Annotated in this window: 26 protein-coding genes; 18 read left to right on the forward strand and 8 right to left on the reverse strand. The window is 72.3% G+C overall.

The annotated features are described in order from the left end of the window. The first annotated feature begins 360 nt into the window (after positions 1–360). The 7 genes from Sri02f_RS37095 (at position 361) to Sri02f_RS37125 (ending at position 7,092) form a co-directional block, all read left to right on the forward strand. Positions 361–1,497: a ParA family protein gene (locus Sri02f_RS37095; protein ID WP_167467693.1), complete on the forward strand. Its 1,137-nt coding sequence runs from the start codon at positions 361–363 to the stop codon at positions 1,495–1,497. Then, positions 1,482–2,066, forward strand: a complete 585-nt coding sequence (locus Sri02f_RS37100) for a hypothetical protein (RefSeq protein WP_109005715.1) — start codon at positions 1,482–1,484, stop codon at positions 2,064–2,066. Before Sri02f_RS37095 ends, Sri02f_RS37100 begins: the two co-directional genes overlap by 16 nt. A 78-nt stretch (positions 2,067–2,144) precedes the next feature. Next, positions 2,145–3,461 carry a segregation and condensation protein A gene (locus Sri02f_RS37105; RefSeq protein WP_373865165.1) on the forward strand — a complete coding sequence of 439 codons (1,317 nt, stop codon included), beginning with the start codon at positions 2,145–2,147 and terminating at the stop codon, positions 3,459–3,461. Between the two features lie 53 nt (positions 3,462–3,514). Then, positions 3,515–4,084 (forward strand): SMC-Scp complex subunit ScpB, encoded by a 570-nt coding sequence (gene scpB, locus Sri02f_RS37110; protein WP_245970962.1) that lies wholly within the window; start codon positions 3,515–3,517, stop codon positions 4,082–4,084. After that, on the forward strand, positions 4,084–5,226 hold the full coding sequence (locus tag Sri02f_RS37115) for a pseudouridine synthase (protein WP_109005718.1): 1,143 nt from the start codon (positions 4,084–4,086) through the stop codon (positions 5,224–5,226). The genes scpB and Sri02f_RS37115 overlap by 1 nt, the downstream gene beginning before the upstream one ends. Positions 5,227–5,308: 82 nt before the next feature. Continuing rightward, positions 5,309–6,073, forward strand: coding sequence for an NUDIX hydrolase (locus tag Sri02f_RS37120; RefSeq protein WP_109005752.1), 765 nt, complete (start codon positions 5,309–5,311; stop codon positions 6,071–6,073). Then, positions 6,070–7,092 (forward strand): ADP-ribosylglycohydrolase family protein, encoded by a 1,023-nt coding sequence (locus tag Sri02f_RS37125; protein ID WP_109005719.1) that lies wholly within the window; start codon positions 6,070–6,072, stop codon positions 7,090–7,092. The genes Sri02f_RS37120 and Sri02f_RS37125 overlap by 4 nt, the downstream gene beginning before the upstream one ends. Before the next feature lie 62 nt (positions 7,093–7,154). Here Sri02f_RS37125 and Sri02f_RS37130 read toward each other — a convergent pair whose 3' ends face one another. From Sri02f_RS37130 to Sri02f_RS37140, 3 genes are read right to left on the reverse strand one after another with little or no spacing between them, the layout of a single operon-like run. After that, on the reverse strand, positions 7,155–7,574 hold the full coding sequence (locus tag Sri02f_RS37130) for a Rieske (2Fe-2S) protein (protein WP_109005720.1): 420 nt from the start codon (positions 7,572–7,574) through the stop codon (positions 7,155–7,157). Then, a complete protein-coding gene (locus tag Sri02f_RS37135; protein WP_109005721.1) occupies positions 7,571–8,149 on the reverse strand; it encodes a DUF6529 family protein in 579 nt (192 codons plus the stop codon). The genes Sri02f_RS37130 and Sri02f_RS37135 overlap by 4 nt, the downstream gene beginning before the upstream one ends. Positions 8,150–8,173: 24 nt before the next feature. Continuing rightward, entirely contained in the window at positions 8,174–8,827 is a 654-nt protein-coding gene (locus Sri02f_RS37140) for a hypothetical protein (protein WP_109005722.1), read from the reverse strand. Positions 8,828–9,099: 272 nt separating this feature from the next. Between Sri02f_RS37140 and aroH the strand changes: the two genes are divergently transcribed. The 5 genes from aroH to der all read left to right on the forward strand — a co-directional run bounded on the left by aroH (position 9,100) and on the right by der (position 13,644). Then, complete coding sequence (gene aroH / locus Sri02f_RS37145; protein WP_109005723.1) at positions 9,100–9,462, forward strand: chorismate mutase; 363 nt, start codon at positions 9,100–9,102, stop codon at positions 9,460–9,462. Beyond that, positions 9,459–10,544 carry a prephenate dehydrogenase gene (locus Sri02f_RS37150; protein ID WP_109005724.1) on the forward strand — a complete coding sequence of 362 codons (1,086 nt, stop codon included), beginning with the start codon at positions 9,459–9,461 and terminating at the stop codon, positions 10,542–10,544. Before aroH ends, Sri02f_RS37150 begins: the two co-directional genes overlap by 4 nt. Positions 10,545–10,735: 191 nt before the next feature. Further along, a complete protein-coding gene (gene cmk / locus Sri02f_RS37155) occupies positions 10,736–11,422 on the forward strand; it encodes a (d)CMP kinase (protein ID WP_109005725.1) in 687 nt (228 codons plus the stop codon). Next, entirely contained in the window at positions 11,380–12,075 is a 696-nt protein-coding gene (locus Sri02f_RS37160) for a lysophospholipid acyltransferase family protein (protein ID WP_109005726.1), read from the forward strand. Before cmk ends, Sri02f_RS37160 begins: the two co-directional genes overlap by 43 nt. Before the next feature lie 87 nt (positions 12,076–12,162). After that, positions 12,163–13,644: a ribosome biogenesis GTPase Der gene (gene der, locus Sri02f_RS37165; protein ID WP_109005727.1), complete on the forward strand. Its 1,482-nt coding sequence runs from the start codon at positions 12,163–12,165 to the stop codon at positions 13,642–13,644. A gap of 145 nt (positions 13,645–13,789) precedes the next feature. On the opposite strand, the gene Sri02f_RS37170 is transcribed toward der, so the two are convergent. Both Sri02f_RS37170 and Sri02f_RS37175 read right to left on the reverse strand, forming a co-directional pair. Further along, entirely contained in the window at positions 13,790–14,197 is a 408-nt protein-coding gene (locus Sri02f_RS37170) for a hypothetical protein (protein ID WP_109005728.1), read from the reverse strand. A 127-nt stretch (positions 14,198–14,324) separates the two neighbouring features. Beyond that, positions 14,325–15,107 (reverse strand): DUF8842 C-terminal domain-containing protein, encoded by a 783-nt coding sequence (locus Sri02f_RS37175; protein WP_109005729.1) that lies wholly within the window; start codon positions 15,105–15,107, stop codon positions 14,325–14,327. Positions 15,108–15,646: 539 nt separating this feature from the next. On the opposite strand from Sri02f_RS37175, the gene Sri02f_RS37180 reads away from it, so the two are divergent. Further along, complete coding sequence (locus tag Sri02f_RS37180; protein WP_109005730.1) at positions 15,647–16,396, forward strand: LysM peptidoglycan-binding domain-containing protein; 750 nt, start codon at positions 15,647–15,649, stop codon at positions 16,394–16,396. 393 nt (positions 16,397–16,789) lie between these two features. Then, positions 16,790–17,005, forward strand: coding sequence for an I78 family peptidase inhibitor (locus tag Sri02f_RS37185; RefSeq protein ID WP_109005731.1), 216 nt, complete (start codon positions 16,790–16,792; stop codon positions 17,003–17,005). A gap of 140 nt (positions 17,006–17,145) precedes the next feature. Here the strand turns inward: Sri02f_RS37185 and Sri02f_RS37190 are convergent, their stop codons facing one another. Continuing rightward, positions 17,146–18,204 carry a phosphatase PAP2 family protein gene (locus Sri02f_RS37190; RefSeq protein ID WP_109005732.1) on the reverse strand — a complete coding sequence of 353 codons (1,059 nt, stop codon included), beginning with the start codon at positions 18,202–18,204 and terminating at the stop codon, positions 17,146–17,148. Positions 18,205–18,410: 206 nt separating this feature from the next. Continuing rightward, positions 18,411–19,685: a mannosyltransferase family protein gene (locus Sri02f_RS37195; RefSeq protein WP_109005733.1), complete on the reverse strand. Its 1,275-nt coding sequence runs from the start codon at positions 19,683–19,685 to the stop codon at positions 18,411–18,413. Between the two features lie 474 nt (positions 19,686–20,159). On the opposite strand from Sri02f_RS37195, the gene Sri02f_RS37200 reads away from it, so the two are divergent. Continuing rightward, a complete protein-coding gene (locus tag Sri02f_RS37200) occupies positions 20,160–21,761 on the forward strand; it encodes an MFS transporter (protein WP_109005734.1) in 1,602 nt (533 codons plus the stop codon). A 490-nt stretch (positions 21,762–22,251) separates the two neighbouring features. Next, on the forward strand, positions 22,252–23,442 hold the full coding sequence (locus Sri02f_RS37205) for an acyl-CoA dehydrogenase family protein (protein ID WP_109005735.1): 1,191 nt from the start codon (positions 22,252–22,254) through the stop codon (positions 23,440–23,442). Between the two features lie 42 nt (positions 23,443–23,484). Here the strand turns inward: Sri02f_RS37205 and Sri02f_RS37210 are convergent, their stop codons facing one another. Next, positions 23,485–23,922 carry a cell division protein SepF gene (locus Sri02f_RS37210; protein WP_109005736.1) on the reverse strand — a complete coding sequence of 146 codons (438 nt, stop codon included), beginning with the start codon at positions 23,920–23,922 and terminating at the stop codon, positions 23,485–23,487. Positions 23,923–24,235: 313 nt separating this feature from the next. Here Sri02f_RS37210 and Sri02f_RS37215 point away from each other — a divergent pair, with 313 nt between their 5' ends. Both Sri02f_RS37215 and Sri02f_RS37220 read left to right on the forward strand, forming a co-directional pair. Further along, positions 24,236–25,483: a DUF5685 family protein gene (locus Sri02f_RS37215; protein WP_174855785.1), complete on the forward strand. Its 1,248-nt coding sequence runs from the start codon at positions 24,236–24,238 to the stop codon at positions 25,481–25,483. Positions 25,484–25,606: 123 nt separating this feature from the next. Further along, the gene (locus Sri02f_RS37220) at positions 25,607–26,206 is read left to right on the forward strand and encodes a GTP-binding protein (RefSeq protein ID WP_109005738.1); all 600 of its coding nucleotides are present in this window, start codon (positions 25,607–25,609) and stop codon (positions 26,204–26,206) included. Positions 26,207–26,287: the final 81 nt, after the last annotated feature.

The following is a 26,287-nucleotide window of genomic DNA, read 5'->3' on the forward strand; positions in this document are numbered from 1 at the left end:
ACAAGGCGCGTCAACCGTGCCCACCTGGCCGGACCTTGCCCGACAAGGTCCGGCCGGATGTGTGTATGGTCACTTTGCGGCTCTCGGCCAACTCGCCTCGAACGTAACTCTTCGACCGATTCGCACACCGGTGAAACCTGCCGTGCGACGGCCGTACGCCCTTGACAGAGGGATGTTTCATTGCCGACACATCGGGCCGGGTCCGGCGGATTGTGTTGCTGCGGACGCCCGACACGCCATAGAGTCGCCAACCGTCGGCATGGTGCCACGCTGACCTTGTCTAGAAGTTTCCTGGTCACCAAGGAGGTAAGACGACTTGTGAATGAGTCGACATTTGCTCCCGGGGGTGGTCAACCAGGAATGCCTACGCGGGACCCGGGTTCCGCGGGGCCCCAGGCTGTCGGCTCCGTCGCAGTCCGAACCTTCGCAGCCCACCAGAGCCAGCGCAGCCCCCATATGGCTCTGTCAGCACACCAGAGCATGGATGGCCATCACGTGAACGCCATGGCCGGCGACGGAAGTGGCGCGCCCCACAACCACTTCGCCGACTACGACGAACTGCCCGACGGGCACTTCTACGATCCCGATGCCGAGTACGAGCCGGACCCGGAATACGCGGCCACGCTCGCGCCCGACGCGGCCCGACAGCGCCGTGAGCGCGTCGGTCCGACCGGACGCCCGCTGCCGTACTTCCCGATCCCGGGCCCGCTGACCGAGCACGGCCCCGCGAAGATCATCGCGATGTGCAACCAGAAGGGCGGCGTGGGCAAGACGACGTCGACCATCAACCTGGGTGCCGCGCTCGCGGAGTACGGCCGGCGGGTGCTGCTCGTGGACTTCGACCCGCAGGGCGCGCTGTCGGTCGGTCTCGGCGTCAATCCGATGGAGCTCGACCTCACCGTCTACAACCTGCTCATGGAGCGGGGCATGGCGGCGGACGAGGTGCTCCTCAAGACGGCGGTCCCCAACATGGACCTGCTGCCCAGCAACATCGACCTGTCGGCCGCCGAGGTGCAACTGGTCTCCGAGGTCGCGCGCGAGTCCACGCTCCAGCGTGCGCTCAAGCCGTTGATGGACGACTACGACTACATCGTCATCGACTGTCAGCCCTCGCTCGGTCTGCTCACCGTCAACGCCCTCACGGCCGCCCACAAGGTGATCGTGCCGCTGGAGTGCGAGTTCTTCGCGCTGCGCGGTGTGGCGCTGCTGACCGAGACCATCGAGAAGGTCCAGGAGCGACTCAACCCGGAGCTGGAGCTCGACGGCATCCTGGCGACCATGTACGACTCGCGCACCGTGCACAGCCGTGAGGTGCTCGCGCGGGTCGTCGAGGCGTTCGACGACCACGTCTACCACACGGTCATCGGGCGCACGGTCCGCTTCCCGGAGACCACGGTCGCCGGTGAGCCGATCACCACGTACGCCTCCAACTCCGTCGGCGCCGCCGCCTACCGTCAGCTCGCCAGGGAGGTGCTCGCCCGGTGTCACGCCGAGTGAGTCTGCCGGGGGCCGACGAACTCTTCCGTACGACAGGGGGAATGGCGCTTCAGTCGTCCGCGTCCCGGCGCCCCGCCAACGGCGAGGCCCGGGTGCCGGCGCCGGCCGGCGAGAGCGACGCGGTGGCGGCCGGCGCGGAGGACGCGCCGCAGGCCGTTCCCGCGCAGGGCGGTGACGGCGAGGGCGCCGAGCACGCGGCGGCCGACGCCGGCCAGACCGACGCCGGGGAGTCCCGCACCAGGGGCGCCCCGGGAGAGCGTCAGGAGCGGCGTCAGGGCGCGCAGGAAGGTTCTGCCGCAGGCGCCCCGGACGACGGCCAGCAGCGCAAGCGCGGACGGGCCGCGGCCCGCCGGCCCAGCGGGCGCGAACGCCACGACGAGAAGATCACCGTCTATGTCTCCGCCGAGGAGCTCATGGACCTGGAGCACGCCCGTCTGGTGCTCCGCGGCGAGCACGGGCTGGCCGTGGACCGGGGGCGCATCGTCCGCGAAGCGGTCGCCGTGGTCCTCGCCGACCTGGAGAGCCGCGGGGACGCCAGCATCCTCGTACGACGACTTCGCGGGCGGTAGCGGTAGCCTGCGAGGGCCATGACCTCGAACGACGCTCCCGCATCCGCCTCCGGCGGCGCAGCCGGCCGCCGGCGCGCGCTGGGGCGCGGACCGGTAGCGGCGCCGTTCGCCGCTCCGGAGCCCGACCCGCCCGCCCCGGCCCCGAACCCCCCGCCACCGGACGCCACGGTTCCGGTCCCGGAACGGGATGCGGCCGACCTGGACACGGCGGACCCGGACACGGCGGAGCCGCACGTCGGGCAACCGGACGCAACGGGCCCGGAAGCCCCGGAGCGCTGCGCCCCGCAACCGGACGCGGCGGAGCCGGACGTTCCGGAGCCGGAGACGGCGGCGCCTGACGCCCGGGCACCGGGTGCGACGGGCTCAGCCGTCCTGCGGCCGGACGCCCGGCAACCGGACGCAACGGCCTCGGGCATGCCGGGGACGGCCGTCCGGGAATCCGATGCGGCGGGGCCGGTCGTCGTGGGACCTGACGTCCCGGGGCCGGACGTCCCGGGGCCGGATGCGGCGGGCCGGGGTTCGGCCGAAGCGGGTGCGGGGACTGTCGTCGCGGAGGGCGGCGGGCCCTCGTCGCGGGAGGTGTCCGACGGCGTCTTCAAGGTGCGGCTCGCCAACTTCGAGGGGCCCTTCGACCTGCTCCTGCAGCTGATCTCCAAGCACAAGCTGGACGTCACCGAGGTGGCGCTGTCGAAGGTCACCGACGAGTTCATGGCCCACATCCGGGCCATGGGCCCCGACTGGGACCTCGACCAGACGACCGAGTTCCTGGTCGTGGCCGCCACCCTCCTCGATCTGAAGGCGGCCCGGCTGCTGCCCGCCGCCGAGGTCGAGGACGAGGCAGACCTGGCGCTGCTGGAGGCCCGCGACCTGCTCTTCGCCCGACTGCTGCAGTACCGGGCCTACAAACAGATCGCCGACATCTTCACGCACCGGCTGGAGAGCGAGGGCCGCCGCTATCCCCGTACCGTCGGCCTGGAGGCGCACCACGCCGAACTGCTGCCCGAGGTGGTCATCAGCATCGGCGCGGAAGGGCTCGCGAAGCTCGCGGTCAAGGCCATGCAGCCCCGGGCCGAGCCGCAGGTGTACGTCGACCACATCCACGCACCGCTGGTCAGCGTGCAGGAGCAGGCCGGGATCGTCGTCGCCCGGCTGAGGGAGCTCGGCGAGGCCAGCTTCCGCACGCTCGTCGAGGACACCGACGACACCCTCACCGTCGTGGCACGTTTCCTCGCGCTGCTGGAGCTGTACCGCGAGAAGGCCGTCGCCCTGGACCAGGAGACCGCGCTGGGCGAGCTCCTGGTGCGCTGGACCGGCGGGGACGCGAACGTGCAGCCGACGGTCACCGACGAGTTCGACCGGCCGCCGGAGGAGCCCGGGAAGGAGACGCGGGAGTGAGCGAGGAGACCGTCGCCGCACTGGATCTGAAGCCGGCTCTGGAGGCCGTCCTGATGGTCGTCGACGAGCCCGCGACCGAGGAGCATCTCGCGAAGATCCTCCAGCGGCCCCGGCGGCAGGTCGCCGACGCGCTGCGCGAGCTGGCCGACGAGTACACCGTGCAGGGACGCGGTTTCGAGCTCAGGCTCGTCGCGGGCGGCTGGCGCTTCTACACCCGCCCCGAGTACGCGGCTGCCGTCGAGGGCTTCGTCCTGGACGGCCAGCAGGCCCGGCTCACCCAGGCGGCGCTGGAGACCCTGGCGGTCGTCGCCTACCGCCAGCCGGTCAGCCGCAGCAGGGTCTCCGCGGTGCGCGGAGTGAACTGTGACGGTGTGATGCGCACCCTGCTCCAGCGCGGTCTGGTGGAGGAGGCGGGCGCGGAACCCGAAACAGGTGCGATCCTGTACGTGACGACGAACTACTTTCTGGAGCGGATGGGCCTGCGAGGTCTGGACGAGCTCCCGGAGCTCGCGCCCTTCCTCCCGGAGGCGGCGGCGATCGAGGCCGAGACCCAGGAGGGCGTGCCGTCGTTCGATCCGGACGCTCCGGATTCCGAGGACGCAGACGACAAGACGGAAATTTGATGCGAAGCAGCAGCGGCAGGAACAGCAGCGGAAACAACGGCGGGAGCCGTGGTGGCAACAGCGGCGGCCGCGGCGGGAACAGCGGTGGTCGCGGCGGGAGCAGCGGCGGCCGCGGTGGTCACCGCGGCGCCGGCAACGCCCGCGACGACCAGCAGGGCGGCCGGCCGAAGAACCCCCGCCCGGAGGAGCGCCGCTACGACGTGGGCCCCGGCGGCACCCATGAGGGCCCGAAGTCGGGCCGGGGCGCCTCCGCGCGCGGCGGCGCCAAGGGCGGCCCCAAGCAGGGCCAGGGCACCGGGCGCGGCCGTTCCGTCCCGGCGACCTCGCGGGAGTACGAGGCGAGGGCCGAGGAGCGCAACCGCGAGCGCTACGCGGGCAAGAAGGACGTCAAGCTGCCCAAGACCTTCCCGGGCGCCGAGCAGGAGGGCGAGCGGCTGCAGAAGATCCTCGCGCGCGCCGGCTACGGTTCCCGGCGGGCCTGTGAGGAGCTGATCGAGCAGGCGCGCGTCGAGGTCAACGGCGAGATCGTCCTGGAGCAGGGCAAGCGGGTCGACCCGGAGAAGGACGAGGTCAAGGTCGACGGCCTGACGGTCGCGACGCAGTCGTACCAGTTCTTCTCGCTGAACAAGCCGGCCGGCGTCGTCTCCACGATGGAGGACAACGAGGGCCGCCAGTGCCTCGGCGACTACGTCACCAACCGCGAGACGCGGCTGTTCCACGTGGGCCGGCTCGACACCGAGACCGAGGGCGTCATCCTGCTCACCAACCACGGTGAGCTCGCGCACCGGCTGACGCACCCCAAGTACGGCGTGAAGAAGGTCTACCTCGCGCACATCGTGGGCCCGATCCCGCGCGACCTGGGCAAGCAGCTCAAGGACGGCATCCAGCTGGAGGACGGCTACGCGAAGGCGGACCACTTCCGCGTCGTCGAGCAGACCGGCAAGAACTACCTGGTCGAGGTGACCCTGCACGAGGGCCGCAAGCACATCGTGCGCCGGATGCTGGCCGAGGCCGGGTTCCCGGTCGACAAGCTGGTGCGCGTCGCCTTCGGGCCGATCACCCTGGGCGACCAGAAGTCGGGCTGGCTGCGCCGGCTGTCCAACACCGAGGTCGGCATGCTGATGAAGGAAGTCGACCTCTAGGAACTTCTGAGCCCCTGAGGGCTTGTGCGCGCGAACACCCCCTTTTTATAGTCGTAGTGACTATTAAAAGGGGGTGTTCGTCATGCGGGGCCACGACGGGCACGCCCATGACGAGTACGGCTACAACGAGTACGGCTACGACAAGTACGCCTACGAGCCCTTCGCCGTCACCGTCGACCTCGCCGTCCTCACGCTCCGCGCGGGCGCCCTGCACGTCCTGCTCGTCGAGCGCGGCCAGGAGCCCTACGCCGGCCGCTGGGCGCTGCCCGGGGGCTTCGTGCTGCCGGACGAGTCCGCGGAGACCGCGGCCCGGCGCGAACTCGCCGAGGAGACCGGCCTGAAGGACGTCTCCGGGCTCCACCTGGAGCAGCTGCGCACCTACAGCGAGCCCGGCCGCGACCCGCGGATGCGGGTCGTCTCCGTCGCCTTCGCCGCCCTGCTGCCCGACGCCCCCGAGCCCACCGGCGGCGGCGACGCCCTCCAGGCGCGCTGGCAGCCGTACGGCGACGTCGGGCCCCTCGCCTTCGACCACGACCGGATCCTGGCCGACGCCCACGACCGGGTCGGCGCCAAGTTCGAGTACACCTGCCTCGCGACCGCCTTCTGCCCGCCCGAGTTCACCCTCGGCGAGCTCCAGCAGGTCTACGAGACCGTGTGGGGGACCGGCCTCGACCGGCCCAACTTCCGCCGCAAGGTGCTCGCCACCCCGGGCTTCGTCGAGCCCGTGCCCGGCGGCGCGCGCCTGACCGGCGGCCGGGGCAAGCCCGCCGCCCTCTACCGCGCGGGCGCCGCCACCGCGCTCCACCCGCCCCTGCTGCGACCGCCCCGGGAAGGACGTTCCGCATGACCACCTCGACCACCGTGAGGAAGCGCGCCACCGGGTCCCTGCTGGGACTCGCGCTGGGGGACGCGCTCGGATTTCCGACCGAGTTCAACGACGTCGCCTCGATCCTCGCCAAGTGCGGGCCGTGGCGGGAGATGGAACTGCCGAAGCGCGCCCTCGTCTCCGACGACACGCAGATGACCCTCGCGGTGGGGCGCGCCCTGCGGACCGCCATGGACCGCGGGCTCCTCGTGCCGACGTCGCTGGCGCGGCCGCTGCGCGAGGAGTTCGTGGACTGGTATCGGTCACCCGACAACAACCGCGCCCCGGGCCGGACCTGCCTGACCGCCTGCGACCTCCTCGAGGACGACAAGCGCCTGTGGCAGGACGCCAGTCAGATCGGCTCCAAGGGCTGCGGCGCCAACATGCGCGTCGCCCCGATCGGCCTGGTCCCCGGCCTCAGCGACGAGCAGCGGGCCGGCGCCGCACAGCTCCAGTCCGCCCTCACCCACGGGCACCCCACCGCGCTCGCCGCCTCCGACCTCACCGCCCACGCCGTGCGCCTGCTCGTCCAGGGCGCCGACCCGGCCGCCCTGGTCGGGCTGCTGCGCTCGTACGCCCTCGACAACCGCTCCCGCTACCACCACCGCTGGCTCGGCGACCTGTGGACCCGCAGCCAGGACCCGAACCCGGAGCACTTCATGGCGCGCGGCTGGGACGAGTGCCTGGGCGTGCTGGAGCGCCTCCAGGAGACGCTGCGCGCCCCGTCGACCGAGGCCGACCCCTGTCTGGCGGCCGGGGCGGGATGGATCGCCGAGGAGGCCATGGCCGCCGGCCTGCTGTGCTTCCTGCTCTTCCCCGACGAGCCGCTGACCGTGCTGCGGCGGGCCGCCTGCTCCTCGGGGGACTCCGACTCCATCGCGTGTCTCGCGGGCGCCTTCGCGGGCGCGTACGCCGGAGCCGACGCCTGGCCGACGGAGTGGGCGGACCGGATCGAGTACCAGAGCGAACTGATGACGCTCGGGGCGCTGTGGGACCAGTGAGCCCAGGGCGGAGCGGCGACGGGCCGGGGCCGGGGCCGGGGGACCGGTGACCCGGCGGGCGCTCAGGCCAGGCTGATCGAGCCGCGCTTCACCGTGATCTTCTCGGCGGGCAGGGGGCGGGGCGCGGGACCGCCGGCCACCGAGCCGTCCGTGATGCGGAACTCGCTCTGGTGGCAGGGGCAGTGGATGATGCCGTCGGCGATGCTGGAGACGGTGCAGCCCTGGTGGGTGCAGATGGCGGAGAACGCCTTGAAGTCGTCCTTCGTCGGCTGGGTGACGACGACCTTCTCGTCGGCGAAGATCTTGCCGCCGCCGACGGGGATGTCGGCCGTCTTCGCGAGTTCCTGGCCGGCGACGGCGTTCGACGACTTGTCGGACGACGACGAGCCGCTGTCGCCGTACTTGCTGCAGGCCGCCGTGAGGGCCGCTGCCGCGCCGCCCGTCGCCAGCAGAACCGTGCGTCGTGTCGCGGGGTGGGTCATGTCGTCACTCCGAAGGTGCGGAAGAACCAGAGGGCGGAGGTGAGCCAGATCACCGTCAGCACGGCGAAGACGAGTCCGCCGACGATCGGCAGCAGCCATCCCGGGAGTCGCTCCCAGCGGAGCAGCAGCATCTTGGCACTGAATGCGCCGAAGAAGAAGCAACCCAGGACGGAGTGCCACATCACGCGTGTTTCGTACGTCTGATACCCAAGCGCGTACAAGCAGTGCACCGCAACCGGGACGGCGATCAGGAAGGCGGCGCGGCCCGACCAGCGGTGCAGCGCGGCGGACCAGACGGGACCGGGCAGCTTCCCGTAGAGCATCAGCGCCGAGACGAGCTGGACGAGGGCGAAGAACATCGCGGCCGACGCCAGCCAGGCCTTCACCGCGCCCGTGCTGCTGAACCCGGCCAGGTCGAACGCCGTCCCGGCCGGGTCGTGCGCCTTGCCGTACACGCCGAGGCCGACCGCCACGGCCCCGCCGACGAGTGCCGGGACCAGATAGCGGGCCGGGTGCGGGCCGCGCCGCGCGGGCTCGGGGAAGCCGCGGGTGGCGGCGTTCGGGTCGACGGTCATGAGGGCTCCCTGCTCGTACGGGGGTCAGGGGGTGGCGGGGCGGGCCGTGAGGTGCTGTCCGTCGACCGTCACCGCGCCGGTCCGCGGGTCGACGCGGGGAGCGGGCGAGGGCTCGCCGTCGCGGGTGAGGACGCCGACCTGGCTGCCGTCCCGCAGGACGATCCAGCCGCCGTCGATCTTGGCGGAGCGCACGGTGGCCGTCGCCCGCCACAGCCCGGACGGCTTCTCCGCCCGGTCCGCGGTGAAGGCGTGGCGCTCTCCGCCGACGCCGACCGCGCCCTCGATCCGCGCGCCGTCCCGGAGCGTGCCCGTCAGCCGAGTGCCGTGCGGGCCGGTGAGGCGCAGGGCGCCGTCGGCGTTCACGTCGCCCTTGAGCCAGGACTCCTGGGTGCGGCCGTCGCAGAAGTACGCGATCGCCCTGCCGCCGCGGACGGAGACGGCGACCGCCGCCGCGTCGTCGTCGGTGCGTCCGGCGTAGTCGCCGTCCGGGGGGCGGGAGGGGGTGGCCGCGGGGGCGGGAGCGGGGGAGACGGTGCTGCGGAGGGGGGCGGGGCTCGGCGACCGGTCCCGGTAGGGGGAGGTGGGGGCCGTCGTGCTCGTCGTCGCGTCGATCGTCAGCAGGGACAGGCCGAGCACCAGTCCCGCCAGAAGGGTGAGCAGGGGTCCTGGACGCTTCATGCCGGGCCTTCCCCGATGCGGGTGTCCTGCCGTCAGAGTGCCATGACAGCGCAGGCCGCACCCTTCGTAAAGGGCGTACGGGTGCGTCGCCGTCTCGGCACGCGGGCGGCGCGCACCGGACCGGCACGGGCTGACTAGGCTGGATGCGTCAAGTGCCGTAGCCCGGCACGTCGGCATATCAGCACATCGGTACACCAGCACATCGGTACACCAGCGCATGAGCGCATCAGCGAAATGCAGCGCGTCAGCACACTTCAGCGAGGAGCAGCGCCGTGGCGGTACGAGCGGTCCGGGGAGCCGTCCAACTCGAGCGGGACGAGGCCGGCCACATGGACGAGCAGGTGGGGGCCTTGCTCGCCGCCGTGCTGGAGCGGAACTCGCTCGGCGCCGACGACCTGATCAGCATCTGGTTCACGGCCACGCCCGACCTGCACAGCGACTTCCCGGCGGCCGCGGCGCGCAAGCTCGGCATCGTCGACGTGCCGCTGATCTGCGCCCAGGAACTGGACATCGAGGGCGCCATGCCGCGGGTCGTGCGCATCCTCGCGCACGTCGAGTCGGACCGACCGCGCGCCGAGATCAGCCACGTCTACCTCGGAGCCGCGGCCGCCCTGCGCAAGGACATCGCCCAGTGAGGAGCGCGCTCGTCATCGGAACCGGGCTGATCGGCACGTCCGCCGCCCTGGCCCTGGTCCAGCGGGGCGTCGCCGTCCACCTCGCCGACCACGACCGCGAACAGGCCCGCACGGCGGCCGCGCTGGGCGCCGGCTCCGACGAGGAGCCCGAGGGCCCGGTCGACCTCGCGATCATCGCCGCCCCGCCGGCCCACGTGGCCGGCGTGCTCGCCGACGCGATGCGCCGGGGGGTGGCCCGCGGGTACCTCGACGTGGCCAGCGTCAAGGGCGGGCCGCGCCGCGAGCTGGAGGCGCTCGGCCTCGACCTGTCGGCGTACATCGGCACGCACCCCATGTCGGGCCGGGAGAAGTCGGGGCCGCTCGCCGCGACCGGCGATCTCTTCGAGGGCCGCCCCTGGGTGCTGACGCCGACCCGGGACACCGACACCGAGGTGCTGAACCTCGCCCTGGAGCTGGTCTCGCACTGCCGGGCCGTCCCGGTGGTCATGGACGCCGACGCCCACGACCGTGCCGTGGCGCTCGTCTCCCACATGCCCCACCTGGTCTCCAGCATGGTCGCCGCGCGCCTGGAGCATGCCGAGGAGGCCGCCGTACGGCTGTGCGGACAGGGCATCCGGGACGTCACCCGGATCGCCGCCTCCGACCCCCGGATGTGGATCGACATCCTGTCGGCGAACCCCGGACCGGTCGCCGACCTGCTCACCGAGGTCGCCGCCGACCTGGAGGAGACCGTCCGGGCCCTGCGCGCCCTGCAGTCCTCCGACGACGTGAAGCGGCGCGAGGGCGCCGGCGGGGTCGAGGACGTTCTGCGCCGCGGCAACGCGGGCCAGGTCCGCGTGCCCGGCAAGCACGGAGCGGCTCCGCGGGCCTACGAGGTCGTCGCGGTGCTGATCGACGACCAGCCGGGTCAGCTGGCCCGCATCTTCGCCGACGCCGGGCAGGCGGGCGTCAACGTCGAGGACGTCCGCATCGAGCATGCGACGGGGCAGCAGGCGGGCCTGGTGCAGCTGATGGTCGAGCCGAAGTCGGCGCAGGTCCTCTCGACGGCGCTGCGGGAGCGGGGCTGGGCGATCCGTCGGTAGACACCTGCGGCGGACGCCCGGCGCGGGGGCCGGAAGGGCGGCCGGAAGGAGCCGGTCCGGGACCGGCGGAGGGCCGGGGCCGGCCGCGCGGCCCCCGTGCGGCCGGACGAGTGACGTGCGGCCGGTAACCTTGTACGGGGCACAGTCGCGCCCCGTACCTCCACCGCCTCGCACCAGGAAGGTGTCCCCCCGTGGAAAACGGCGCCGCCCAGCCCGTGATCGTCGCCATCGACGGTCCGTCCGGCACCGGCAAGTCCAGCACGTCCAAGGCCGTGGCCGGCCGGCTCGGGCTGAGCTACCTGGACACCGGCGCCCAGTACCGGGCGATCACCTGGTGGATGGTGAACAACGGGATCGACATCGAGGACCCCACCGCGATCGCGGCCGTCGCGGGCAAGCCCGAGATCGTCTCCGGCACCGACCCGGCCCACCCGACGATCACGGTCGACGGCGTCGACGTGGCCGGTCCGATCCGCACCCCGGAGGTCACCTCCAAGGTCAGCGCGGTGAGCGCCGTGCCCGATGTGCGGGCCCGGATCACCGAGCTGCAGCGCTCGCTGGCCGCCGCCGCGGAGCGGGGCATCGTCGTCGAGGGGCGGGACATCGGCACGACCGTGCTGCCCGACGCCGACCTGAAGATCTTCCTCACGGCCTCCCCCGAGGCCCGCGCCGCCCGCCGCAGCGGCGAGCTGAAGGGCGCGGACCTGCACAGCACCCGCGAGGCGCTGATCAAGCGGGACGCCGCCGACTCCTCCCGCAAGACCTCCCCGCTCGCCAAGGCGGACGACGCCGTCGAGGTGGACACCACCGCCCTGACGCTGACCCAGGTCATCGAGTGCGTCGTCACCCTCGTCGAGGAGAAGCGGGCCGCGCGGTGACCTCGACGACGACCGTGCCCTCGGAGCGGGGCGCCGAGGTCGGGCGGCGCATCGGCGTCGGCCTGATGTACGGGCTGTTCAAGCCGCGCGTGCTGGGCGCCTGGAAGGTGCCGGCGAGCGGCCCGCTGATCTTCGCGATCAACCACTCGCACAACATCGACGGCCCGATGGTGATGGGCGTGGCGCCCCGGGCGACGCACTTCCTGATCAAGAAGGAAGCGTTCATCGGCCCGCTGGACCCCTTCCTGACCGGCATCGGCCAGCTCAAGGTCGACCGCGACACCACCGACCGCGCGGCCATCACCCGCGCGCTGGGCGTGCTGGACAACGGCGGGGTCCTCGGGATCTTCCCGGAGGGCACCAGGGGCGAGGGCGACTTCGCCGCCCTGCGCGCAGGGCTCGCCTACTTCGCCGTGCGCGGCGGGGCGCCGATCGTGCCCGTCGCCGTGCTGGGAAGCACGGAGCGCCGCGGACGGTTGATAAAGGCGCTGCCTCCGCTGCGCTCCCGCGTCGACGTCGTCTTCGGAGACGCGTTCGAGGCGGGCGACGGCAGCGGGCGGCGCACCCGCAAGGCGCTGGACGAGGCCACCGAACGCATCCAGAAGCAGCTCGCCGCGCACCTGGAAAACGCCAGGCGCCTGACGGGCCGCTGAGCGACACTGAATACCGAGTAGTGGATCAACCCGGACAGAACGGGTGGTCCACCGATCACCCCGAATGAACGACGAGGTACGGACTTCATGAACGACCACATCCAGCCCGACGGCTCGGACTCCTTCGAGCACGACCACGGGGCGCTCGGCGACGCCGAGTACGCGGAGTTCATGGAGCTCGCCGCGGTCGAGGGCTTCGACGTCGAGGACGTCGAGGGCGCCATCGAGGAGGCCGGTCACGGGCCGCTGCCCGTGCTCGCCGTCGTCGGCCGCCCCAATGTCGGCAAGTCGACCCTGGTGAACCGGATCATCGGCCGCCGCGAGGCCGTCGTCGAGGACAAGCCGGGCGTGACCCGCGACCGTGTGACCTACGAGGCCGAATGGTCGGGCCGCCGCTTCAAGCTCGTCGACACCGGCGGCTGGGAGCAGGACGTCCTCGGCATCGACGCCTCCGTGGCCGCGCAGGCCGAGTACGCGATCGAGGCCGCCGACGCCGTCGTCTTCGTCGTCGACGCCAAGGTCGGCGCGACCGACACCGACGAGGCGGTCGTCCGGCTGCTGCGCAAGGCGGGCAAGCCCGTCGTGCTGGCCGCCAACAAGGTCGACGGCCCGAGCGCGGAGGCCGACGCGGCCTACCTGTGGTCCCTCGGCCTCGGCGAGCCGCACCCGATCTCCGCACTGCACGGCAGGGGCACCGGCGACATGCTGGACGCCGTCCTGGAGGCCCTCCCGGAGGCCCCCGCGCAGACCTTCGGCACCGCGGTGGGAGGCCCGCGCCGCATCGCGCTCATCGGCCGTCCGAACGTCGGCAAGTCCTCCCTGCTGAACAAGGTGGCGAACGAGGACCGCGTCGTCGTCAACGAGATCGCGGGCACCACCCGCGACCCCGTCGACGAGCTGATCGAACTCGGCGGCGTCACCTGGAAGTTCGTCGACACGGCGGGCATCCGCAAGCGCGTCCACCTCCAGCAGGGCGCCGACTACTACGCCTCACTGCGCACCGCGGCGGCCGTGGAGAAGGCCGAGGTGGCGGTCATCCTGATCGACGCCTCCGAGTCGATCTCGGTACAGGACCAGCGCATCGTGACGATGGCCGTGGACGCCGGACGCGCGCTGGTCATCGCCTACAACAAGTGGGACACCCTCGACGAGGAGCGCCGCTACTACCTGGAGCGGGAGATCGAGACCGAGTTCGCCCAGGTGGCGTGGGCCCCTCGGGTGAACGTCTCGGCGCGCACCGGACGGCACATGGAGAAGCTGGTCCCGGCGATCGAGGCCGCCCTGGCAGGCTGGGAGACCCGCGTTCCGACGGGCCGTCTGAACGCCTTCCTCGGCGAGCTGGTCGCGGCCCACCCGCACCCGGTCCGGGGCGGCAAGCAGCCGCGCATCCTCTTCGGCACCCAGGCCGGCACCAAGCCCCCGCGGTTCGTGTTCTTCGCGTCCGGGTTCATCGAGGCGGGCTACCGGCGCTTCATCGAGCGCCGGCTGCGCGAGGAGTTCGGCTTCGAGGGCACGCCGATCCACATCTCGGTCCGGGTGCGCGAGAAGCGCGGCAGCAAGAAGAAGTGACGACACGGCTGGAGGGCGGCGCCCGTCGCGGGCGCCGCCCTCCAGCCGTCTGCGTATCCGTTCAGGCATCCGTCGGCGTACCCGTCCGGGTGTCCGGACGGATGTCCGTCTGCGCATTCGTCTGCGCATTCGCCTGCGGATGCGCTCAGAAGGTCCTGCGGGGGGCCGGCGGCAGCGCCGCCGGGACGTGGTGCATCGTGGGCGCGGGCTGCTGCTGACCGATCTGCCCCACCCGCTGCCACTGGGACTGCTGCCCGATCCCGTGCCGCGCGCTCTGCGCCCCCGCGCTGTAGGCGCTGTACGAGCTGCTGAACGTCCCCGGGCGCGGCGCCGCGTACGAGCCCGTGTGGTAGGGGAGGTTCCCGAAGGCGGTGAAGCCCAGTTCGTCCTCGCCGCTGCGGTCGCCCGGCAGCGAACGGAACGTCTTGACGTACTCCGCGTAGAGCGCGTCGTAGATCGGCGTGGCCGAAGGGCCGCCCTGGGAGTCCCGAGCCGGTCGCGCGGACGGGATCGACTGGTAGGACGGGCGGCGGGGAACGTCGTAGGTGTGCACGTATGTCCAAACGACGCGGCACGGGAAGGGATGCGGCACAGCGGGCGTCCGGGGCGGACGCCGGGCCGTGGGCCGTGGACGGCTGCGCCGCGCCGCACGACCCCCGGCTGCCGCCCCCGAGACGGACTCAGGTGCCCGCGAGGGGGAGTGCCGCGCCGACCAGGTGCCCGTTCCCGGCGGCCTTGTCCAGCGCGTCCCGCAGGAGGTCCTCCCGGGGCTGGCGTCCGATGGAGCCGACCGGCGCCGCGAACATCAGCACCTGCTGGTGCTTGTTGGCCGCGGCCCGCCACCCCTCCGTCACCTGCAGCGGCTGGTGCGCCTGCCACCAGGCGACCGGCTGGCCGCCGGTGGACGACGGCTGCAGCACGGCGTGCAGCTGCCCCATCGCCAGCAGCACGGACCAGCCGTGCTGCACCGGCGGCACCTCGGTCAGTTCGCTCAGCGGCATGAAGCCCTGCTCGATGAGGAGCGGCAGGAAGTCGTCGCCGGCGGCGGTCGTGCCGGGCCGCACGATCGGCGCGGTCGGCTCGACGACCAGGGCGGGGTGCAGCTCCCCGGCGATCAGGACGAGCCCGCTCGTCACGCCGAGCACCGCCTGCTCGGGCACGACCTTGCCGGGGTCCAGGTCGACGGTGTCGCCGCTGATGGAGCGCACCGCGCCCTGCAGCTGCTCCTCGGTCACCTGGACGACCTGGGAGGGCAGGCAGGTGGCGTGGGCGAAGGCGAGGACGGCGGTCTCGTCCCCGATGAACAGGACGGTGCTGGTGTGCTCGTTCTCGGAGTCGCCCGGGGTGCGGCAGGACGTGCAGTCGTAACTGCCCGGGGCGTTGTCTCCGGCGAGCAGCCGGTCGGCTTCTTCGTCGCCGATCTCGGCGCGTACCTCGTCGCTGACGTCGAGCATGCGCGGCACGGGGGGCTCCCTCGGATGCGGTGCGTGGGCGAGGCCGGGTGACTCCGGCTCGTGGTCCGGGTGGGCCCCGGCTCATGAAGATGACAACGGGCGATCTGTGGCGGGAGTCACGCTGCAGAGCGAACGGAATCGAACCATTCCGCGTGGATGGTCACCCTGTGTGTGGAATGGGTCACTCCATGTCAAGTAACGGAGAGGTCACGACAGTTGGGTCGGTGACCTGACTCACAGGACGGGCGGGGTCGTGGTCGACAAATCCTGAAAAGTGCGAGCGAACTGGGTGGCCGGAATTCGCCGCTACCTACGGTAACTGGCAACTGGCCTGCGGCAACGGCGATTTGGTTGATAACGGGGCGTCAGGTTCCCTAGATTGCTCCGCCGTGTGCAACGAGCACCGCTCGGGAACGTCCGCCGGCCGCGCAGAGCCAGACAGCGCGCAGCACCACCGCCGGCGGACGGGGCGGAGCGCGCCGACCGCGTCCCTGCGCGGCGGCCGCGCTCCGGTCAGGGGGAGCCCGGGTATGTAGAGAGGGATCTACATGTCCGAATGTGCCGATCACCGCACCCGCAAGTCGTCGCACAAGACGGCGGTCCTCGCCGGGGCGGTTCTTCTCGCCCCGCTCGGGCTGCTCTCCGCCACCAGCGACGCGGTGGCGGCCGACAGCGGGGTGTGGGACCGCATCGCCCAGTGCGAGAGCGGCGGCAACTGGCACATCAACACCGGCAACGGTTACTACGGCGGGCTGCAGTTCTCCGCCGGTACCTGGCGCGCGTACGGCGGAGCCGCCTACGCGTCGACCGCCGACAAGGCCAGTAAGGCACAGCAGATCTCCGTGGCCGCCAAGGTGCAGAACTCCCAGGGGTGGGGCGCGTGGCCGACCTGCTCGGAGCGCGCGGGAGCGGCCGGCAGCGCACCGGGGGCCGACCGGTCCTCCTCCGCCGGGTCCGGCTCGGCCGGGTCGGGCTCCTCGAAGGCGGGCTCCTCGAAGTGGGGCTCCGCCTCCTCGGACGGCTCGAAGTACGCGCAGTCCACGCACTCCACCAGGTCCGGATCCGCGACCTCCGGCTCCGAGTCGTCGAGGACGCACTCCGCCGCGGCGCCGGAGCGCTCGACGGGCCAGACCTCGCGCGGCACGTCCCGCGGTGACTACACCGTCCGTCAGGGCGACACGCTGAGCACCATCGCGGCCCGCAACGGGATGACCTGGCAGCGGGTCTACGCCGACAACCAGGCCGTCATCGGCGGCGATCCCGACCTGATCGTCCCCGGGCAGCGCCTCATGCTCTGACCCGTCCCCGCTCCGTGACGCGGCGGCCCCGACCGGTGAGACGACCGGCCGGGGCCGCCGCGTCCGTACGGAGGATGTGTGGAGGGGACGTGTATTTCCTATGCGCCGTCAGCTTCTGGGCGGTCGGGCGGAAAGAAAGGAAACAGTCTCCCGAAGTGGTTTCCCGACCTTTTTTCGACGGGTTATCGGCGGCACTCGGACGGGCGTCGCGAATTGCGTTCGAATATGCGGGGAAGGCCTCCGAAACCGCTCGTACGTGTGACGGTCCGCTGTGCACGGATGGCCGTACGGCGGTTGAAACACGTATCGGGATCCTGTGACAGAAGTGTGACCGGAGGTTCCGCATCTCCGGTTCGGTGTTCCCCGGGAGGCGTCGGGGCCTAGCGTGGAGCCATGGCAGCGAATACCACTCCGCCGGCGGAGCCCCAGGACAGTCCGGACGGCTACGTCGGCCTGGAGGCAGAACAGGCCGAGCGACTCGCGCGCGAACGGGGGTGGTCCACGGTGAGGTCGCTGGCGCCCGGGACGATCGTCACCATGGAGTACCGCTTCGGGCGGCTGAACCTGGAGGTGCGGGACGGCAGGGTGGCCCGCGCCTGGAAGGGCTGAGACGGCCGCGGCGGCGCGCCGGCCGAGGGGCAGGAGCACGGCGAAGGCCCCGGGTCTCTGAAAGGGGAGCCGGGGCCTTCGGTGCGGGACCGGGGGGTGCGTACCGGGGTCCCGCCGTCGTGCGGAGGCGTTCGGTGAGGTCAGCCGCCGGTGAGGGGGCGGGCCCCCGAGGCCGCGGCGCCGCGCGGGAGGCGGTCGGAGTGCGGCGGCCGGCGGCTGCCGACCGGGGTGACGGGGGTGCGCTCGGAGCGGGTCGTGTGCGGGCCCGGGGCCAGATAGGCGGGCGCGCGGGGCGCACGGGCCGGGGAGGCGGGCTCGTGCGCCGCGACAGCCTCGTCCTGGCCCGCGTGCAGCTGTGCGAGCGGCACGGGCATCGCGACGGGGACGGACGGCGACGGGGCCGGGGCCGGGGCCGGGGAGGGAGCGGCGACCGTGCGGCTGCGGCGCTCGCGCAGACGGTCGCGCAGCGCGAAGATCGAGACCTCGGCGCGGGCGATCAGCGGCTCGCACCAGGGCAGCGCCAGCAGGATCAGCAGTCCGGCGGCCCAGCCGAGCACCACGTCGCTCAGCCAGTGCGTACCGAGGTAGACGGTGGTGAGGCCGACGCCGAGGGAGACGACCGCGGACACGGCGGACAGCCAGCGGCGAGCCCTCGGCGTGGAGGCCAGATACGCCAGGATTCCCCAGGTCACGACCGCGTTGGCGGTGTGGCCGCTGGGGAATATATCGCCGCCCAGGCCCATCTCGTTCGAGCCGATGGTGATCGCGTAGTGCGGTCCCAGCCGGCCCATGCCGAGCTTCGCGGCGCCCACGGTGATGTTCAGCAGCAGCAGCGAGGCGCCCAGGGTGAGCAGCGGGCGCAGGGTGTGCTGGCGCCAGGATCTCCAGCCGAGCCAGGCGGCGACCATCACGGCGGTCGGGCCGCGCTGGCCGAGGACCACGTAGTAGTCGAGGAAGGCGTGGATCTGCGGCCACTGCTGGTACGGCCGGAAGAACATGACCTGCCAGTCGAGGCGGACCAGCCACGAGGTGATCACCACGAGCCATACGATCGCCAGATAGAAGGCCAGGGTCGCCAGCAACAGGGCGACCCGGTGCCTGCTCATCTTCGGCACATCGATGTGGGCCGGTCGTTCCGGCTCACGGTCGAGCCTGGCGAACACCCGGTCCAGACGGGTGAGGTTTTGGTCGGTACGCACCTAAACGACGTTACAGCGAGTGAGCTGTGGACCCGGCCGAATCCGCTGGTTTGTGATGACGATGTGATGTGGGATTGCTCTCAGAACGCTGTTAATCCCCCTGGAATCTCTAATCGCCGAACGCTGCTGCCTTCAATTCCTTTGATCATTCCTAGGGATAGTTTTAGGGAAATGATGAAAGGTTTCACTGAAAAGCCGGACGCCGATCAGGGGGGACCGGAGCCGTTCAGCCACCACGCCCCGTACACGGCCGAAGCAGTCGCCGCGCACCCCACGACCAGCGCCGCCCGGCTCGTGCGCAGCCGGGACAGGGCCAGGGCGAGCGGCAGCAGCAGCGGGAAGGCCGGCAGCAGCAGCCGCGGCTTCGAGCCGAAGTAGCTCGACGCGCACAGGGCGAGCGCGAGGACCGCGCCGCCGTACACCAGCAGCGGAAGCGGCTGGCCCTGCCGTACGCAGACCGCGTACAGCCACAGCAGGAGGGCGACGCCGACGATCAGCCCGACGCCGGCGAGGGCGGAGGGGAACGACGTGAACTTCCCGGCGACGAACCGGGCGAAGGCGTAGCCGCCGTCGAAGCCGTTGCGCCAGCCCGCCTGGACGTCGAGATAGCCGAGGGGGCCGCGGCCGGTGCGGTGCCCGACCCACAGGACGTACGCGGCGGCGCCGAGGGGTGCGAGGAGCATGGCGAGGGCGCGCGGGGCGTAGCGGGGCTTCACGGCGGTCCGCTCGCGCCCCGCGAGGGCTTCGGCCGGCGGGCCGGGGGCGTGGACGGGGGAGTGCGCGCCGGAGGCGGGCGCTGTGCTGCGGGTTCGCGCGATCGAGATCCCCGGGGCGGCCGCACGGTCACGGAGGAGGGACGCCACGCCGGCCGCCCACACCGCCGCGACCACCGCGAGCCCCACCGGCCGGGTCAGACCGGACAACGACGCCAGGGCCCCCGCGGTCACCCACCGGCCCGTGAGCACCGCGTAGAGCGACCAGGCGGCCAGCGCGGTGAACAGCGACTCGCTGTACGCCATCGACTGCACGATCCCGACGGGCAGGACGGCCCACACCAGCACCGCGCACACCCCGGCCCGCCGCCCGTACACGTGGTCGGCGACCGCGAAGATCCCCCAGGCCGCCGCGAGCGAGGCGAGCAGGGACACGACGAAACCGGCGTCCGCGTACGACAGCGGGGTCGCCGCGTGCAGCAGTCTTTCCAGCCAGGGCAGCAGCGGGAAGAAGGCCAGATTGGAGTGCACGTCGCCGTTCGGCAGCCGGACCTCGTAGCCGTATCCCAGCTCGGCGACCCTGGTGTACCAGAGGGCGTCCCAGCGGGCGGTGAGCAGCGTGTGCGCGCTCTTGTCGCCGGCGGCGCTCCACAGGGCCAGGCCGAGCAGGCCCAGGGCGCGCACGGCCGCGTACCCCAGGAGGACGGGGGCCGCCCGGCGCGGGGCCGCGGAGCCGGGGGGCCTCACACGGGTCTGGAGATCGGTCACGGGCTCGATTATCGACGGGCGCCCGGAGCCGGCGGGCCGCCGAGTGCGGCGGGAGCGCGCCGGGCGCGGTGCGCGGGGCGTGCGCCGCGGGGCGCGGAGCGGGTGCGGTGCGGGTGCAGAGCATGTGCGCGACGGGTGTGGGGGGTGCGTGCGGGACGAGTGTGGGACGGGTGGGGGACGCGTGTGGGACGGGTGGGGGAGGGGTGTGGGGCGGGGCGGGGGGCGGAATGCGGGGCAGGGTGAGGGACGGGGGCGCGGAGTGGGTGCGGGGTCGGGGTGTAGTGGCGTACGCCACATGGGTCGCTCCTGGACGTGAGATGTCCGCCACGTGACCGTGGCGCGAACTCGCGTACGCTGCGTCTCACTCGTGTTCGTTTGCGCGGGCCGGAGACCACCGCTCCTCTCCGGCCGAGTCGCGGGGAGTCCCCACCCCGCGAGCCCGCCGGACCGAGGGATCACCTGGGAGGTACGTACATGTCCGGGACGACCACGGCCGCCGCTGGGCTGCGCCGGAGGACGGCCGGGGCCGGTGCCAACCGCTGGGTCGTCCTGGTGGTGCTGTGCGTCAGCCTGCTCCTGGTCGCCGTCGACGCGACCGTGCTGCACGTGGCGGTGCCCGCCGTCACCGAGGACCTGCGGCCCGGCGCGATAGAGCTGCTCTGGATCGTCGACACCTATCCGCTGGTCTGCGCCTCGTTGCTGATCCTGTTCGGCACGCTCGGCGACAAGGTCGGCCGCAGACGGATCCTGCTGCTCGGATACGCCCTGTTCGGCGTCGCCTCCGCGCTGGCGGCGTTCGCCGGGAGCGCGCAGACGCTGATCGTGGCGCGGGCGCTGCTGGGGGTGGGCGGAGCGATGATCATGCCCGCGACGCTGTCGATCCTGCGGCAGGTGTTCCCGGACCGGCGTGAGCGGGCGCTGGCGATAGGCCTCTGGAGCGCGGTGGCGGCGGTGGGCGCGGCGATCGGACCGCTGCTCGGCGGCTTTCTCCTCGAACACTTCTGGTGGGGCTCGGTCTTCCTCGTCAACATTCCGTTGATGCTGGTGAGTCTGCCGGTGGGACGGCTGCTGCTGCCCGAGTCGCGCGGGGCGGGGAACGGTCCCTGGGACGTCGTCGGCGCGCTGATGGCGGCGGCGGGACTGTTCGGCGTCGTGCTGGGCGTGAAGCGGCTGGGCGGCGGCGAGCTGGGACCGTTCACCGTGGTGCCGCTGGCCGTGGGCGCGGTGCTGATCGTCCTCTTCGTACGACGTCAGCGGCGGCGCACGCATCCCCTGGTGGACCTCGGGATGTTCGCGCGGCCGGCGTTCAGCACGTCGGTGGGATGCATTGTGCTGGCCATGCTGGCGCTCGTCGGACTCGAGCTGATCGCGGCGCAGTATCTGCAGCTCGTGCTCGGCCTGTCCCCGCTGGAGACGGGACTGCGGCTCCTGCCGCTGACCTTCGCCGCGATGGCGGCGGGGCTGGCGGGGGCGCGGCTGCTGCGGGGGTTCGGGCCGCGGCGGATGGTGTGCGGGGGGTTCCTGCTGACGGCGATGGCCGTGCTGGTGCTGACCGCGATGGGCGGGTCGGACAACACGGGGCTGCTGCTGTTCGGGTTCCTGCTGCTCGGGTTCGGTCTCGAGACGACGTTGTTCGCGGCGTACGAGTCGATGCTGAGCGAGGCCCCGCAGGAGCAGGCGGGCGGGGCGGCGGCGATCGGGGAGACGTCGTACCAGCTGGGGGCGGGGATCGGGATCGCCCTCCTGGGGAGCGTGATGAACGCTGCGTACGCTCCCGGGCTGTCCTCCGTGCCCGGGGTGCCGGCGTCGGCGTCGGCGGCCGCGGGGCATTCGCTGGGCGAGGCCTACCAGGTGGCCGGGCAGTTGGGCGGGCCCGCCGGGGTGGCGCTGCGGCGGGTCGCGCGGGACAGCTTCGTGCACGGGCTGCACGTCACGCTGTTGGTGAGTGCGGGGTTGCTGATGCTGGGGGCGGTGATGGCGTTGCGGTTGCCGCGGGTGATGCAGTGCGAGGCCTCTCCGGCGGGGGTGGGGCTTCCTGCGCCTCGGGAAGTCGTGGAGCCCCGCGTCTCGGCCTGACCTTCGCCCACCCCCGCCCCGCCCGTGACGGTCGGTCGAGGAGTGGGCGTCGCCCGTGGGGGTGGATCGCCGTCGGCGTCTGCGGATGCCTGCGGGCGCCTGCGGCGCTTGTCCGCGGCGGTTGTGCGGGCTTGTCGCCTGCGGGCCTGCGCCTGCTGTGCGGCGGCCTGCGGCCTGCCGGTCGGTCTCCCACCCGCGCACCGCCCGTGACGGTTGGTCGAGGGGTGACCGTCGCCCGTGGGGGTGCTTCGCCGTCGGCGTCTGCGGCGGGTGCCTACGGTGCCTGCGGATTGGGGAGCTGGGGGCTGCTGGGCTGTGGCCTGTGGCCTGTGGCCTGTGGCCCGGTTTCACCCGGCCGTCGGGGACTGCCGTGAGCCCGCTCCCCGCGGTCCGGTGGGGGTTACTGGACGTGGGGGGCGGGGGGGTCGTAGGGTCGGGCGGGAGAGGTTTACTAGCGGTGCTAGTTTTAGGTTCTGCCGGAGGCTGTCGTATGTCCGCGTCCTCGAAGTCGCCCCCGTTCGACCCCGCCGACCCGCTCGGGATCGACGACCTGCTCGACGCCGAGGATCTCGCGATCCGTGACACCGTGCGCGGTTGGGCGGCGGACCGGGTGCTGCCCTATGTCGCCGAGTGGTACGAGAGCGGGGAGCTGCCGGTCATCCGGGAGCTCGCCCGGGAGCTCGGCGGGATCGGGGCGCTCGGGATGTCGCTGAGCGGGTACGGATGCGCGGGTGCGAGCGCCGTGCAGTACGGGCTCGCCTGTCTGGAGCTGGAGGCCGCCGACTCCGGGATCCGCTCGCTCGTCTCCGTGCAGGGATCCCTGGCCATGTACGCCCTCCACCGGTTCGGCTCCGAGGAGCAGAAGCGGGAGTGGCTGCCCCGCATGGCCGCCGGCGAGGTCATCGGGTGCTTCGGGCTCACCGAGCCCGACCACGGGTCCGACCCGGCGGGTATGCGGACGTACGCCAAGCGGGACGGCTCCGACTGGGTGCTCAACGGGCGGAAGATGTGGATCACCAACGGGTCGGTCGCCGGCGTCGCCGTGGTCTGGGCGCAGACGGAGGAAGGGATCAGGGGGTTCGTCGTGCCGACCGGCATCCCCGGGTTCTCCGCCCCGGAGATCAAGCACAAGTGGTCCCTGCGGGCCAGTGTGACCAGCGAACTCGTGCTCGACGACGTGCGGTTGCCGGCCGACGCCGTCCTGCCGGAGGTCACCGGGCTGCGCGGCCCGCTCAGCTGTCTGTCCCACGCGCGCTACGGCATCGTCTGGGGCGCGATGGGGGCGGCCCGGTCGTGTTTCGAGACCGCGGTCGCGTACGCGAAGACCCGGGAGCAGTTCGGGCGGCCCATCGGGGGATTCCAGCTCACCCAGGCCAAGCTCGCCGACATGGCGGTCGAACTGCACAAGGGGATTCTGCTCGCCCACCACCTGGGGCGGCGCATGGACGCCGGCCGCCTGCGTCCCGAGCAGGTCAGCTTCGGCAAGCTCAACAACGTGCGGGAGGCGATCGAGATCTGCCGGACCGCCCGTACCGTCCTCGGGGCCAACGGGATCTCGCTCGAATACCCCGTCATGCGGCACGCGACCAACCTCGAGTCGGTCCTCACCTATGAGGGCACCGTCGAGATGCACCAGCTCGTGCTGGGCAAGGCGCTCACCGGACTCGACGCCTTCCGCTGATCCGGCCCAGGGGCCGGGGCAGGGCCGACGAGCGGCCCTGCCTCAGCTCTGGTTGAAGAATCCGTCCGTCCGATGCGCGGACGGGTCCCCGTTCACGATCTCCGTGTTGGCGGGGCTCAGCAGGAACACCCGGGTGGACACCCGCTCGATCGAACCCCGCAGGCCGAAGATCAGCCCCGCCGCGAAGTCGACGACGCGCTTGGCGTCGCCGGCCTCCATGGCGGTGAGGTTCATGATGACCGGCACGCCTTCACGGAACAGCTCGCCGATCGCCCGCGCGTCCCGGAAGCTGTCCGGGGTGACGGTGCCGATGCGGCGGCCCTTCTCCTCGGCCGTGTCCGCCGCCACCTTCACGCGCGGGTCGGTGACCCAGGCGTCCTGCGGGTCGGTCCCCTCGGAATAGTCGTCGTCGTAGTAACGCTCGTCATCGTTGTCGTCGACGAGGCCAAGCCAGGCACTCGCCTTGCGCACCGATCCCATGGACGCCTCCTCTCACAGCGGTCTTCTTCTGCTTTCCGCATTCCCCATGGTCGTCCATGATGCGGATGTCGCGCCAAGTGGATAGACGCCGCGCGGGGGGTTTGTGACGGTACTGGTGCACAGCTAATACGTCGAGAGCCCGCGTCTCCCAAGGGTCGCACCGCATACAGCTGCTGACTGTGAGTGAAATATGATTCTTCGTGGCGGACGGGTGACGGACGGTGCGTCCGGGTGAACCGAGTGCCCCCGATCCGGCATGACAATCGGTCGATACCATGCGCAGCTCAGTGTCCCAAGGACGACGGGGGTTGTCGTGTTCGGAATCGTCAGGCCGTGCAGCCATCGGCTCGGTGAGAGTCTCAAGACCCAGTGGATGGCCCATCTGTGCGGGCTGTGTCTCGCGCTGCGCGGCGATCACGGGCAGTTCGCGCGGGTCGTCACCAACTACGACGGGCTGATCATATCGGTCCTGACGGAGGCTCAGGCCGAGCGCGTCACCGCCGGCGGGTGGCGGCGCACGGCGGGACCGTGCCCGCTGCGGGGCATGCGCACCGCCTCGGTCGCCCAGGGGGAGGGCGCACGGCTCGCGGCCGCCGTCTCGCTGGTGCTCGCCTCGGCCAAGGTGCGTGACCACGTCGCCGACGGCGACGGGGTGCTGGCGCGGCGGCCGGTCGCCGCCGCCGCGCGCCGGGTCGCCGACAGCTGGGGGCGGGCCGGGGAACGCGGCGGAGCGGCCGTGGGGTTCGACACCGCCGTCCTCGTCGACGCCGTGGACCGGCAGGTCGGCATCGAGGCGCTCGCCGGTCCGGGCACCCCGCTGCTGACCGTCACCGAGCCGACCGAGACCGCGACCGCCGCCGCTTTCGCGCACACCGCGGTCCTGGCGGGCCGGCCGGCCAACGCCGTGCCGCTCGCCGAGGCCGGCCGTCTCTTCGGACGGCTGGCGCATCTGCTGGACGCCGTCGAGGACCAGGCGGCGGACGCGGCGGCCGGGGCCTGGAACCCGCTGACGGCCACGCACACCCCGCTCGCCGAGGCCCGCCGGCTCGCCGACGACGCCCTGCACGGCATCCGGCTCGCCCTGCGGGACGTCGAGTTCGAGGAGGGCAGGCTGGCGCACCTGCTGCTCGCGCACGAGCTGGGCCGGTCGGTGGACCGGGCCTTCGGAACGCAGTCCTGCGGGCACACGCACGGGCCGCAGGACGCGGACGCACCGGAGGGCGCCTTCGGGCCGCCCACCGGCCCGTATGCCCCGCGCAACCCGGCGGATCCGAACGCTCCGCACGCGCCCGGCAACCCCTACGGCAACCCGTACGGCGAGCCGCCCCGGCCGCAGAAGCGGGGTTTCCTGGCCGGCTGCGCGGTGGCGATCGGGCTGTGCTGCACCTGCAAGGTGTGCTGCGCCGACGAGTTCGAGGGCCCCTGGTCGAGGAAGAAGCGCGAGGGCTTGTGCAACGACTGCGGCGACTGCGGCGACTGCGGCAGCTGTGACTGCAGTTGCTGCGACTGCTGTGACGGGTGCTCGTGCTGTGAGTGCTGCGCCTGCGACTGCTCCTGCTGACGTGCCGCCACCTGCCGTGCGCGGACGCTCATCGTCCGTGCCGGCCGCCGGCGCGGTGAGCGGCGGACGTCTCCGGGCCGTATCTCCCGCCAAGGATGCGGATGCTCGAAAGGACCAGGGACCATGCCCGGGCGTTCTGACCAGACCGTGCCGCTCGCTGTGAAGATCGTCGTGAGCGGGGGGCTCGGGGTGGGCAAGACCACCTTCATCGCCGCCGTCTCCGAGATCGAGCCGCTGGACACGGAGGCGCCGATCACCCAGGTGTCGGTGGGCGTCGACTCGCTCGACGGCGTCGAGTCCAAGACGACGACCACCGTCGCACTGGACTTCGGGCGCATCAGGCTCGATCCGGCCATCGCGCTGTACCTGTTCGGCACGCCGGGGCAGGGCCGCTTCTCGTTCCTGTGGGACGACCTGGTGGAGGGCGCGCTGGGAACGGTCGTCCTCGCGGACACCCGGCGCATCGAGGAGTGCTATCCCGCTCTCGACTACTTCGAGGCGCAGGGCGCGCCGTTCGTCCTCGCCGTGAACCGCTTCGACGGGGCCGACCGGTTCGAACTGGACGAGGTCAGGGAGGCGTTGGGGCTGGGCGCGGACGTTCCCGTGCTGGAGTGCGACGCGCGGGAGCGGGGGTCCGTACGGGATGTGCTGGGCGCCTTGATGGACCGGGTGATCGGGTTCCGGGCCGCGCCCGGGCGTCGGGCGGTGGCGGCGCAGGGGTGAGGGGGGCCGAGAAGGGGGTGCGTGGGTGAAGGCGGGGCTGGCTGGGGGAGAACGCGCGGGGGGCGCCCGGAATCCGGGCGC

Origin of the sequence: Streptomyces rishiriensis, from assembly GCF_003112535.1 — a bacterium.
Classification (GTDB): Bacteria; Actinomycetota; Actinomycetes; order Streptomycetales; family Streptomycetaceae; genus Streptomyces; species Streptomyces rishiriensis.